The organism is Parabacteroides caecihominis (genome assembly GCF_023656785.1).
Lineage (GTDB): Bacteria > Bacteroidota > Bacteroidia > Bacteroidales > Tannerellaceae > Parabacteroides > Parabacteroides segnis.
This window is the reverse complement of sequence record NZ_JAMOKS010000006.1, coordinates 103,719-115,818: the sequence shown is the minus strand read 5'-3', so window position 1 is coordinate 115,818 and position 12,100 is coordinate 103,719. Positions and strand designations below refer to the sequence as shown.

Sequence of the window (12,100 nt, the reverse complement as noted above, 5' to 3'; positions counted from 1 at the left end):
TGTCGCTTTTATAATTAATTGTCAGCTCTCGCTTGTCAACTGTCTACTGATTTATAAAATGATTGCCAGAAAACTGACTTTTTCTCCGTCCAATGCTTTCATGCCGTGTGGCAGTTCGGAGTTGAAATATATGCTGTCTCCTTCTTCAAGGATCAATTCCTTGTTATTGATCTGCAAAAGCATACGTCCTTTCAGTACGAGGTTGTATTCCTGTCCCGGATGAGAATTCAGATAAATGGGTTCTTCTTCGGATTTCGGATGAACGGTAACCAGGAACGGATCTGCCTTGCGTCCGGCAAAACCGGCTGCCAGCGATTGATACTTGTAGGCCTTGGTACGTTCAACGGCAATACCTTTTCCTTTACGGGTAATAAAGTAAGTGCTCATTTTAGGCTCGTCACCGAACATAAGTGTGGTAAGTTCCACTCCGTATGCCTGTGATATCTGGTGTAAGACACTGACTGAAATATCGACGTTGCCGCTTTCCAGTTCCAGATATTGCTCTGTGGTCAGGTTACAGACCTTGGCGATTTCTTCAGGAGCTATCTCCAATGCATCACGAAGACCGGCCAGGCGCTCCGCTATCTGTTTTATCTGTTCGTTCATCTTCTGTAGATCGTTTATAGATTTATGTTGCCCCAAAGTTATAAATAAAAAGCAAAATGACTAGAAAAATGGGGGATAGAATGTTATTTAGATATTTTCTTTGGATAAGCAAATGTTAAATCCTATATTTGTTTATGTATAGGGCTTGAATTTGTTATTGTTAACTCTGGATCTAATATATTGATTAGGTTTTTACTATAAGCTATATCGGGTCTGCCCTAAAATATTATAATTAATATAGTAAACCCATGATTGAAAAGATTAAAATACATTTCTTTGAAATAGAACGTCCTGACTTTTGTCTTCTTATATTTATATTGGATAGAAATATACCCCATCCTAAAATATCAAAGTTTTCAGATAATACAGAATTTGTGAAAATATATAATAAGATTCATCAGTATGTAGTGACTGAAAAGCATTTTCTGGATAAAGATATAACTGTAAATATCATTGTCCGTCAATGTAACGTTAAGAAAAAGTCATTGAATAAGGTTCTTCGGTTGAAAGATGATGTGGCTTTTCATGGATATATAAATAAACAGCGTGTTATTTATGCTTCTACTTTATTGCTTGATCCTTCTAATAAATTGATTGAAGTGGTTGCTTCAGAATCGTGCTTTAATAATTCCCGGACATTTGTTCGTAATTTCAAAGCAGTATATCATATGACTCCCAGTGAATTTCGTCGTTCTCATTGGAAAGGGAACCCTTGATTTTATAGGTAAGCTGTCTAATAACGGACAAAAACGATTTTGTCCTAAGGTGGCTTCTATTTGTCATCTTCATGCCTTGTTTTTACTTGCTTGCTCTCTTTTTTTGTTATTTCTTTGCATCAGAGATAAATGATAAAAATAAAAGGTATTAAAGTATATAGATGCATAGGCATACCTTATCTATGAAAAAGAGAAAGAAGAAGTGATTCTTCTTTGGGTAGTCTGATGAAGACGTTTGTCGGACTACTTTTTCTAGAATACTCGTAGCCTATGATTAAATTTATGTTTTTTCTTTTTTTTCATTGGGAGAGGTTGATCAGCTTCATTTTTTCATAGTTTTTGATTTAGTTATCGGGTAAAGTCCCGGCTTGTGAAAGTCGGGACTTTTAATATATAAAAAAAGGATAACCTTTCGATTATCCTTTTTTCAGAGAGCGGAAGACGGGGCTCAAACCCGCGACCCTCAGCTTGGAAGGCTAATGCTCTATCAACTGAGCTACTTCCGCAATTTTTATTGCTTTTGAAATAGTAGTGGGCAGTGATGGATTCGAACCACCGAAGTCGAAAGACAGCTGAGTTACAGTCAGCCCCATTTGGCCACTCTGGTAACTGCCCCTATTATTTTCAATTGCAGTGCAAAGGTACGATTATTTTTGAAACCTGCAAGCGTTTAGTCAGAAAAATGAACCATTTTTAATGCGGTCACTGCTGCTTCATCCCCTTTGTTTCCGTACTTACCGCCTGCACGATCTTCCGATTGCTGCATATTGTCGGTAGTTAACAGACCGAAAATGAATGGGATATCATACATCAGGTTTAGTTCGGTAACACCTTGTGTAACGCCTGAACAAACATAATCAAAATGTGGAGTATCGCCTCTGACAACACAGCCAAGAACGATCACTGCGTTTACATCTTTTGTTTCAGCCATGCGTTTTGCACCAAAAGTCAGTTCGAAACTACCCGGTACACGTTTCACATAGATATTTTCCGGTTTTACACCATGTTTTTCCAGAGTGTTGCAGGCACCTTCCAGTAATTTCTCGGTGATGTGCTTATTCCACTCTGCGACTACAATACCGAACGTCATTTCTGAACCGTCAGGAACACTGTTGAAGTCGTAGTCTGATAAATTTTGATAAGCTGTAGCCATAACTTTCTATTTAAAATAAAAGGATGTCTTTTTTGATGGACATCCTTTTATATAGTTCATATCGTAGTGATAATATTATTTTGCAGCAGAAGCGCGAGCGATATATTTGTCAATATCGGCAGCTTCCATTGAGTTGAAATATTTTTCTTTGATCGTAGTGTATGCTTTGACTGCATCGCTGTATTGTTTCTGGTTTTCGTAAGCGATACCTGCTTTTTTCAGATAAACCGGGCTGATCACTTCGTTGTCTGCTTTCTTAGCCGCTTTTTCGAAATAGCTGATACCTTCTTTTACATTACCCATATTTACATAGCAGTCACCGATCAGGCCGATGATAGCCGGAGAAATCATATTGTCGTCTCCGCTGAATGATTTCAGTTTGTCAAGAGCTTTTTCGGTTTCTCCCATCTTGAAATAACAGATACCTGCATAAGCCTTTGCCAGGTTGCCGGAAGCAGTACTTCCATATTGGTCGATGATACCTTCGAATCCGTCAAAGTCAGCGCCATTACCGTTTAAAGCCAGATTGAAAGAATCTTTAGCGAAATACTGTTCTCCTTTAAATATAGCAGCGGCTGCTTTCTTTTCCTGAGGAATCAAATAACCGTGTTTAATTCCTAAAACAGCTCCAACAACGAGTGCGATAGCTATAATTCCGTAAATGATCTTTTTTGAATTGTTTTCAATGAACTGCTCTGATCTTGAAACAATTTCTTCTACTTCTAACTCCGTGTTGGTGTTTTTTTCCTTAGTAGCCATAATGTGTTATAGTTATTTATTATTTTTATCTACTGATTTATGCCAATGGCAATTCAAAGCGCAAAAGTAGTTTTTTTTACTGATATAATCTATACTTAGAAGTATATTTTTTAATTTTGTACGATTAATAAGGTACAGATGATACTCAAAAAGCTTTCTATTCTCAATTATAAAAATATTCTTCAGGCGGAAGTCGCTTTCTCTCCGAAAATGAATTGTTTCTTTGGAAACAATGGGATGGGGAAGACGAACCTGCTGGATGTGATCCACTATCTTTCGTTTTGCAAGAGTCATATCAATACTCCTGATAGTCAGATTATAAATAATGATCAGGACATGTGCGTTATCCAGGGTGAATATGATTATGAAGGGAGAAGCGAGGATATATTCTGTGCTATCCGCCGCCGCCAGCGGAAACAGTTCAAACGGAATAAAAAGGAATATGATAAGTTGTCGGAACACATCGGACTCCTGCCTTTGGTTATGGTGTCGCCGGCCGACTCGGATCTGATCCGGGGAGGGAGTGACGAACGCCGCCGCTTTCTGGATCTGATCATTTCGCAACAGGACAAACAATATCTGCATGCCCTGATACAATATAACAAGGCTTTGCTCCAGCGGAATATTCTTTTGAAGAATCAAAGTGTGGACACTTCTTTGTATGAAGTGCTGGAAATGCAATTGGATATGTATGGGCGGATGGTGTTCGAGAAGCGCCAGCTGCTGGTGGAAAGTTTTATTCCTATTTTTAGCGAATACTATCAAACTATCTGCCGTTCTACCGAACAGGTCGGATTGGGGTATATATCCCAACTGGCAGACCGGAATCTGGCTGAGTCGCTGGCAACTAACAGGGAGCGTGACCGTATTTTGGGATATACTTCCAACGGTGTTCATAAGGATGAACTGGAAATGACATTGAACGAACAATTAATCCGTAGGGTCGGTTCGCAAGGACAAAATAAAACTTATCTGATAGCACTGAAGTTGGCTCAGTTTGCTTTTCTGACCCGAAAAGGGCAGACAACTCCCATTTTGCTTCTGGATGATATATTTGATAAACTGGATGCGGCACGAGTGGCTGAGATCATCAAGCTGGTCAGTGGAGATAGCTTCGGGCAGATATTTATTACCGATACCAACCGGAAATACCTGGATGAAATCCTGCAGGCAATGAATCATGATTATGCTTTGTTCAGAGTAGAACAGGGTGAAGTCCAACCGATGGAGGATCAGCTATGAAGCGAAAGAATACACAAGCGATCGGTGAAGTCCTGAGAGATTTCTTTGAAGATAATACGGAACTTTATGAAAAGATTCTGGAAATTCGTGTGGAACGTGCCTGGAAAGAAGTGCTCGGACCGATGGTTATGCAATATACCCGTAATATATATGTACGCGATCATATATTATATGTATCGTTGACTTCTGCTGTCTTGAGAAGTGAGCTGACTTTATGCCGTGAACGGTTGGTGAAGAGTCTGAATGAGTATGCCGGGGCAACTGTTATACACGATATTATTATCCGTTGATAATCTCTTTTTCCGTAATGATCATATCCATTTTCTTATCGAAAGATTCGGTAGGGACTGTGTCTTGTAGCTGAAAATCGAAACATATACCGATTTTGGGTGCTTGCAATGTGGATAACAGTCTGTCGTAGTATCCTTTACCGCGTCCCATGCGGTTCAGTTGCCGGTCGAAAGCTACACCCGGAACAATGATCAGGTCTATTTCCGATTCATCGACAGTTGTTTCCTGTTCAATGGGTTCCATAATGCCGAAAATGCCCGGTTTAAGGCTGTCAGTACCGTTATAGGGTAACAGGCGGAGATCATCGCCTACAATCAACGGTAGGAGAAGTCGTTTTTTTTCAAACCATTTTTCAAGAAAACCGGCCGTTTGGACTTCGCCGTGTATCGCGTTGTATAAAGCGATACACGAAGCCTGCCGGAAGAGTTCAGTCTCTTCCAGCCGCTTCATTATTTCTTCGGAAAGATCAAGCAATGTAGTCTTCTTGTACGATTTCTTTAGCGAGGCTATGTATTTTCGGAGTTGTTGCTTGGATTCCTGCAATTCCTTTGTCTGCATCTTTTTTTTCTAATGTAGGGACAGATTTACCTTCGTTTATGATCTGGATAGCACGTAATAACGTAGGATCGTCTTTCAGGAAGATCGGATAGAATCCGGCTTCGTCGAAAAAGTTACGTACGATATATGCCTGCAACTGGCTTTCGATCAGCTTTCCTGATATATTGATCAGGTTCGGGCGTTTCTTGATCCCTTTGGTTGCAGCAAAGTTAGTGAAGTCATATAGCAATGGCTGCGACTGCAAATACTTGTACAGATCCTGGTAAGTCGTGAACGAAGATAATTTTTCACGATTCTGGTCTGAATATTCAAGTGCATATAGATAAAGCGTGCCACTGTTGACGATACTTGTGAAATACGTTGTAATTCCGCTTGTATCGCGTGGAATAAATATATCCGGCATGATACCGCCGCCGCCATAGACCGTACGTCCCATCATGGTGTTATATTTTTCCGTATGCGTATTCTTGATACTGTCGGCTGAATCGAATTCACCATGGATGAATCGGTTGTATATATCCTGATCATAATCGGTTGAATTACCCATTTCATAATCTTTTTGGATACTTCTTCCGGAAGGAGTATAATAACGGGCGATTGTCAGGCGGATTTCAGAACCGTCGCTCAGTTTGATCGGTGATTGAACCAATCCCTTTCCATACGTACGGCGTCCGATGATCAATCCACGGTCGTTATCCTGGATCGCTCCAGAGAAAATCTCGCTGGCAGAAGCCGAGAACTCATCTGTCAGGACAACGATCGGAGCCTCTTTGCAAGTGCCGGTTCCGTTTGTATAGACATCGTTACGGGGGAAGGCCTTACCTTCCGTGTAAACGATCAGTCGTCCCTCCCGCATGAATTCGTTGACCATATTGATGGCGGCATCCATATAACCTCCTGTATTTCCACGCAGGTCGATAACGAAAGAACTGCATCCTGCTTCTTTCAGTTTAGCGATAGCTGTAATAAATTCGTTATAAGTGGTTCGTCCGAACTTGCTGACTTTGATATAGCCGATACCTTTACTTACTTCGTAGGAAACATCTACAGAGTTGACCGGAACATCACCGCGTGTAACATCGAAATAAAGCAGTTCCGGTTCACCTCCGCGTTTCACTCCCAGTTTAACCGTACTGTTTTTTGCTCCGCGCAGTGTACGCATAATCTTTGCCTGGCTGGTGTTATTTCCTGAATAGATCGAATCGTTGATCGTAATGATACGGTCGAACGGTAATAATCCGGCTTTTTCGGCCGGCCCCCCGGTAATGACGCTGATCACCAGGATCGTGTCTGTCTGCATATTGAAAGAAACACCGATACCGCTGAACGACCCTTCGAGGTCTTCATTCACTATCGTTGCGTCTTCGGCAGATATGTAAACGGAGTGCGGATCCAGTTCGCTGAATATTTTAGGTATGGTGCCTTCCACCAGCTTTGCCATATTAACGGTATCGACATATTGTTCATCGATAATATCGAGTATGGCATTTATTTTATTCCCGCTGGAGAACATACGGCGCTTGCCATGTTGTGTAAGAGAAAGATAATTGTTCCCGATAAAAATTCCGAGAGCAATACTTGCTGCAATGATAACAGGTAACCAGATGGTCAACCTTCTGTTTTTGTCCATAAAAACGTATATTTATTCGTTTATATCAATATAATCTATACTAATACCGGCACGTTGCAATAAATTGCATCCGTCTTCCATCCGGTACTTTTCTGAATATACAACACGCTTAATGCCCGATTGGATGATCAGTTTGGCACATTCGATGCAAGGGGCCGAAGTAACATAGATCGTCGCTCCTTTACTGCTGTTTGAAGATGCCGCCACTTTTGTTATTGCATTCGCTTCGGCATGTAACACATAGGGCTTGGTCACATTATTTTCATCTTCACAGACATTCTCAAAACCGGCAGGTGTCCCGTTGTATCCATCGGAAATGATCATCTGGTCCTTAACTATCAGTGCACCGACCTGACGTCGTTTGCAATATGAATTTTCAGCCCAAACGGCAGCCATCCGCAGATAACGTTTATCTAATTCATATTGTTTCTCTGTTTTTTCGCACATTGTTTACCTGATTTTGTACTTATTACTTTAGCTGGCAAAGGTAAATATAATTGATTTAACTATTGTATGTTTAGCGATTTTTATATCAATTGCTATTTGCTTTCGGTTCAGCCTGTTTTATGCCGTTTCTTATGAGCAGGGCGTCGATAGTCGGCTCCTGTCCGCGGAAGCGTTTATACAGGATTGCCGGGTCTTCGGTTCCTCCTTTTGAAAGGATATTTTCACGGAACGAGCGAGCTGTTTCCCTGTTGAATATGCCTGTAGCTTTGAAGACAGAAAATGCATCAGCATCCAATACTTCCGCCCATTTGTATCCGTAATATCCGGCGGCATAGCCTCCGGAAAAGATATGTCCGAAGCTACTGCTCATGAATGTGCCCGCAACTTCCGGAACGATAACGGTCCGTGCCCAAGCCTGTTTTTCGAAGGCGATGACATCTCCCTCAAACGGTTCGGTCTGTGTATGCCATGCCATATCGAGCATGCCGAAACTTAACTGGCGGCAGCAGAAATAGCCGGTGTTAAAGTTGGATGCATCGACCAGCTTCCGGATCAGTTCCTGCGGGATTTTTTCGCCTGTTTCATAATGTACGGCGATCTGGTCGAGAAATTCTTTTTCCGTCAGCCAGTTTTCCATTAGTTGTGAAGGCAGTTCGACAAAGTCGCGATATACATTTGTACCGGACAGGCTGGCGTATTTTCCTTCGGCAAACATTCCGTGCAGGGCATGTCCGAATTCATGCAGAAGCGTATTTACTTCGTCGAAAGTCAGTAAAGAAGGTTTTGTCTCCGTTGGACGTGTGAAATTCATGACGATGATAATCTGTGGACGACTGTCGCTTCCGTCGGCTTCGTGATACTGCTCTTTGATACTGTTCATCCAGGCTCCCGATTGTTTTCCGTCACGCGGATGAAAATCAGTATACAGGATGGAAAGGAATTTGCCATCGGCGTCATATACTTCATAAGCATCTACTTCCGGATGATAAACCGGTATTTCCTTGTTCTCTTTGAATGTGATGCCGTATAGCTGTGTGGCAAGTCCGAATACGCCTTTTTTGACATTGTTCAGTTCAAAGTAAGGACGTGTCATTTCATCGTTTACATCGAAACGGATGTCTTTCAGTTTTTCTGAATAATAACTCCAGTCCCAGGGCATGACGGTGATATTTTCTTTTTCCATACCCATGGCAAAACCCTGTACTGTATTATATTCGTTGGTGGCGACCGGTTTATAAGCCTCCAGTAATTGTTCCAGCAATTTATATACGTTGGCCGGTGTTTTTGCCATTGTCCGTTTGAGCGAATATTCAGCATAGGTATTGTGTCCCATAAGCCGGGCTATTTCCAACCGGATGTTGACGATCCGGCGGATAATTTCCTTGTTATCATATTCATCCCCTTTATTTCCGACGCTCATGTATTCCCGGTACATTGCTTCACGCAGAGGGCGCAGAGCCGAATAACGCATAAAAGGAATGTAACTGGGGGCAGACAGGTTGAACAGCCAACCCTCTTTCCCTTTTTCCTTTGCCCTATATGTTGCAGCTTCGCGGATGCTTTCGGGAAGTCCGGCCAGGTCTTTTTCTTCTGTAAGGAGTAGTTCGTATCTGTTTTTGTCTTTCAATGCATTTTGATCGAAAGTCAGGGTTAAAATGCTAAGGTCGGTACTGAGTTTGCGATATTTCTCCTTATCCTCCGGACTTAGATTTGCACCTCGTACGGAGAATGATTCGAAAGTCTCTTCCAGTAGTTTGGCGTCTTCGGTTGACAGGTTTAGCTGTTCCTTTTGCTCGTAAACGTCTTTAACCCGTGCAAACAGTCTCTCGTTGAGAAAGATATTATTAGAGCTTTCCGACAATTTCGGGGAGACTCGTTGTGAGATCTCCATCATCTCATCGTCTGCTTCTGCATTAAGCACATTGAAGAAGGCCGAACTTACTTTTTCAAGTAGCTTCCCACTCCTTTCCAGTGCGACGATCGTGTTTTCAAAAGTAGCCGGTTGTTTATTTTCTACTATCTCCTGAATTTCTTTTTCCAGCTGTATGATTCCTTTATCGAATGCCGGTTCGTAATGTTCGGTTTTTATTTCGTTGAAAGGCGGAGTTACAAATGGAGTATTGTATGATTGGAAGAACGGATTATTTACTGTTTGTGTCATATTTCTTATACATTATATATTATAGTTCTTATTTTATTTCCCGGATATTTCTTTTTAAGATGCAAATATGGAAAAAAATACCTGTGTTACAGAATAATTTCCCTGTAGATTTCCGATTTAGCTCGTTATATATTTGCCTGTCGATAATTGTGAGCAAGCCTGCTGACAATTGTGGGCAAACTTGCCGATAATTGTGACCAGGTCTGCCGATAATTATCGACAGGCAATTGCTACGCGAGGAAATTATGCTCTTTACATATGATTCCTTGTTTTATAACCTGTGTGATAAATGTTTTGTTTCCGTAATCCGGTGTAGTTGTCCGAAAGTAATGAAATTTGTGTATTTTTAGAGTAAGTCTAAGATATTCATGGTGTGGTGTATTTGCTGTTTTTAACAACTTAAGATGTGTTTGACAACACATCCCCAGTCGTGCTGTGTTTTCTAAAAGGTTATTTATCAATGTCTTTGTTGTTTTGAAAAAAACGAGTTTCTAAATAAATATGAAAGCAAGTTTGTTTTTTTAGTTTTTAAGTGATACATTTGGTCTGGATATCATAGCATTTTAATTATATAAGCATAAACTTAAAACCAAATACAAATATGAGTTATCTTAAATTTGACAAAACAGTAATGATAAACCTGGAGGAGTCGTTGACCCGTGAAGTGCTCCGAACCAACCGGACGGGGGCTTATCATTGTACGACTGTTGTTGATTGTAATACACGAAAATACCACGGATTACTCGTTATGCCTGTACCCGAGATAGACGACGATAACCATGTATTGCTTTCTTCACTGGATGAAACAGTGATTCAACATGGTGCGGAGTTCAATCTGGGTTTACATAAATACCAAGGGGACAATTTTAGCCCTAAGGGGCATAAATATATCCGCGAGTATAGTTCTGACACAGTGCCACGTACACTTTATCGGGTTGGAGGAGTTATTTTTTCAAAGGAAAAAGTTTTTTCTTTGTATGAAAACCGTATCATGATCAAGTACACGCTTGAAGATGCCCATTCGGCCACAACTCTCCGTTTCCGTCCTTTCCTTGCTTTTCGTAGCGTAAAATCACTGACCCAGGCAAACGGGAATGTGAATCAGTCGTATACGGAAGTTCCTAATGGGATAAAGACCTGCATGTATCATGGATATCCGGAATTGTATATGCAGTTTAATAAGAAAGTAAAGTTTGTTTATGAGCCTTACTGGTATAACGGAATCGAATATCCGAAAGAACAGGAGAGAGGTTATCCGTATAAAGAAGACCTGTATGTTCCCGGTTATTTTGAAATACCGATTAAAAAAGGCGAATCGATCATATTCAGTGCCGGTGATAGTCCGGTAGCGACCACACGTTTGAAGAGCTTGTATGAAAATGAGGTGAACGCCCGTACACCGCGTACCAGCTTCTTTAACTGTTTGAAAAATTCCGCGCAGCAATTCTATTTCCGTCCGAAAGAAGACGACGCTTACCTGTTAGCCGGTTATCCCTGGTTCAAGGTTCGTGCAAGAGACTTGTTCGTAGCGCTTCCCGGCTGTACGCTGTCAATCGCTGATCCGGTACGTTTTGAAAAGATCATGCATACGGCAATGCCGGCGATCAGAGCTTATATGACTGAAAATAAAAAAGACTCCGTTATTCGTGAAATAGACGAGCCGGATGTCTTCCTGTGGGCTATCTGGGCGATTCAGCAATATGCCAAAGAAGCAGGCGTGGAGCGTGCGAAAGAGTTATATGCTGAATTTGTGAACGAGATACTGGAGTTTATTTCCGGCCAGAAACATCCGGATATGAAGGTGATGGAAAACGGTTTGGTATTTGCCAATGGCCGTGATAAAGCAATTACCTGGATGAACTCCACCATAAACGGTAAACCTGTTGTGCCCCGTTCCGGTTATATAGTAGAGTTTAACGCATTATGGTATAATGCCCTTTGTTTCTATACGGAATTGACGGGTGGCATACCTGTTGAAAAATACGACAAACTGATCAAAGCGATGGATACATCTTTCCAGGATACGTTTGTGAACGGATACAATTATCTGTTTGACTCAGTGAATGGTTCCATTGTGGATTGGAGTGTACGTCCTAATATGATCTTTGCCGTTTCATTGCCTTATTCTCCGTTGACGAGAGTGCAGAAACGCAGTGTCGTGGATATCGTTACAAAAGAATTGCTGACACCTAAAGGATTGCGTTCGCTCAGTCCGAAGAGTGAAGGCTACAGACCCTATTATGTCGGTCCGCAATATGAACGAGATTTGGCTTACCATCAGGGAACAGCGTGGCCCTGGTTATTGGGAGCTTATCTCGAAGCCTATCTCCGGGTGTTTGGAAAGAGCGGAGTCTCTTTTGCCGAACGTATGCTGATAAGCATGGAGGATGAAATGTCATTGCATTGCATTGGTACAATACCTGAGTTGTTTGATGGCAACCCACCGTTTACCGGCCGTGGTGCTATTTCGTTTGCGATGAATGTGGCCGCTATCCTCAGGGTTGTGGATTTATTGAAGAAGTATAACGCCGAATAAA

The 12,100-nt window shown here is 41.5% G+C and carries 11 protein-coding genes and 2 tRNA genes; 4 read left to right on the top strand and 9 right to left on the bottom strand.

The features are described 5' to 3' along the window. Nucleotides 1–51: 51 nt before the first annotated feature. The gene (locus tag NBH14_RS06425; protein ID WP_007654110.1) at nucleotides 52–606 is read right to left on the bottom strand and encodes a helix-turn-helix domain-containing protein; all 555 of its coding nucleotides are present in this window, start codon (nucleotides 604–606) and stop codon (nucleotides 52–54) included. Nucleotides 607–854: 248 nt separating this feature from the next. On the opposite strand from NBH14_RS06425, the gene NBH14_RS06420 reads away from it, so the two are divergent. Then, nucleotides 855–1,322 carry a helix-turn-helix domain-containing protein gene (locus tag NBH14_RS06420; RefSeq protein WP_186958312.1) on the top strand — a complete coding sequence of 156 codons (468 nt, stop codon included), beginning with the start codon at nucleotides 855–857 and terminating at the stop codon, nucleotides 1,320–1,322. A 433-nt stretch (nucleotides 1,323–1,755) separates the two neighbouring features. Here the strand turns inward: NBH14_RS06420 and NBH14_RS06415 are convergent. The 4 genes from NBH14_RS06415 to NBH14_RS06400 all read right to left on the bottom strand — a co-directional run bounded on the left by NBH14_RS06415 (nucleotide 1,756) and on the right by NBH14_RS06400 (nucleotide 3,234). Further along, a tRNA-Gly gene (locus NBH14_RS06415) sits at nucleotides 1,756–1,828 on the bottom strand. A gap of 26 nt (nucleotides 1,829–1,854) precedes the next feature. Then, nucleotides 1,855–1,937: transfer RNA gene (locus tag NBH14_RS06410), tRNA-Tyr, on the bottom strand. A gap of 55 nt (nucleotides 1,938–1,992) precedes the next feature. Beyond that, nucleotides 1,993–2,475, bottom strand: coding sequence for a 6,7-dimethyl-8-ribityllumazine synthase (gene ribH / locus NBH14_RS06405; protein WP_007654108.1), 483 nt, complete (start codon nucleotides 2,473–2,475; stop codon nucleotides 1,993–1,995). Between the two features lie 75 nt (nucleotides 2,476–2,550). Continuing rightward, on the bottom strand, nucleotides 2,551–3,234 hold the full coding sequence (locus NBH14_RS06400; protein ID WP_007654107.1) for a tetratricopeptide repeat protein: 684 nt from the start codon (nucleotides 3,232–3,234) through the stop codon (nucleotides 2,551–2,553). Between the two features lie 138 nt (nucleotides 3,235–3,372). Here NBH14_RS06400 and recF point away from each other — a divergent pair, with 138 nt between their 5' ends. Both recF and NBH14_RS06390 read left to right on the top strand, forming a co-directional pair. Further along, nucleotides 3,373–4,476, top strand: a complete 1,104-nt coding sequence (gene recF, locus NBH14_RS06395; RefSeq protein ID WP_186958311.1) for a DNA replication/repair protein RecF — start codon at nucleotides 3,373–3,375, stop codon at nucleotides 4,474–4,476. Then, a complete protein-coding gene (locus tag NBH14_RS06390; RefSeq protein ID WP_007654102.1) occupies nucleotides 4,473–4,766 on the top strand; it encodes a DciA family protein in 294 nt (97 codons plus the stop codon). The genes recF and NBH14_RS06390 overlap by 4 nt, the downstream gene beginning before the upstream one ends. Here NBH14_RS06390 and NBH14_RS06385 read toward each other — a convergent pair. From NBH14_RS06385 to NBH14_RS06370, 4 genes are all read right to left on the bottom strand, one after another. Beyond that, nucleotides 4,756–5,277: a 5-formyltetrahydrofolate cyclo-ligase gene (locus tag NBH14_RS06385; protein WP_494546199.1), complete on the bottom strand. Its 522-nt coding sequence runs from the start codon at nucleotides 5,275–5,277 to the stop codon at nucleotides 4,756–4,758. The two genes, NBH14_RS06390 and NBH14_RS06385, sit on opposite strands and share 11 nt — an antisense overlap. Then, the gene (locus NBH14_RS06380; protein ID WP_186958309.1) at nucleotides 5,234–6,955 is read right to left on the bottom strand and encodes a S41 family peptidase; all 1,722 of its coding nucleotides are present in this window, start codon (nucleotides 6,953–6,955) and stop codon (nucleotides 5,234–5,236) included. The genes NBH14_RS06385 and NBH14_RS06380 overlap by 44 nt, the downstream gene beginning before the upstream one ends. Before the next feature lie 12 nt (nucleotides 6,956–6,967). Then, nucleotides 6,968–7,402, bottom strand: a complete 435-nt coding sequence (locus NBH14_RS06375; protein ID WP_007654099.1) for a dCMP deaminase family protein — start codon at nucleotides 7,400–7,402, stop codon at nucleotides 6,968–6,970. 85 nt (nucleotides 7,403–7,487) lie between these two features. Next, nucleotides 7,488–9,563 (bottom strand): M3 family metallopeptidase, encoded by a 2,076-nt coding sequence (locus NBH14_RS06370; protein ID WP_186958308.1) that lies wholly within the window; start codon nucleotides 9,561–9,563, stop codon nucleotides 7,488–7,490. Between the two features lie 601 nt (nucleotides 9,564–10,164). Between NBH14_RS06370 and NBH14_RS06365 the strand changes: the two genes are divergently transcribed. Continuing rightward, nucleotides 10,165–12,099 carry a glycogen debranching enzyme N-terminal domain-containing protein gene (locus NBH14_RS06365; RefSeq protein ID WP_186958307.1) on the top strand — a complete coding sequence of 645 codons (1,935 nt, stop codon included), beginning with the start codon at nucleotides 10,165–10,167 and terminating at the stop codon, nucleotides 12,097–12,099. The last annotated feature ends 1 nt before the right edge of the window (nucleotide 12,100 follow it).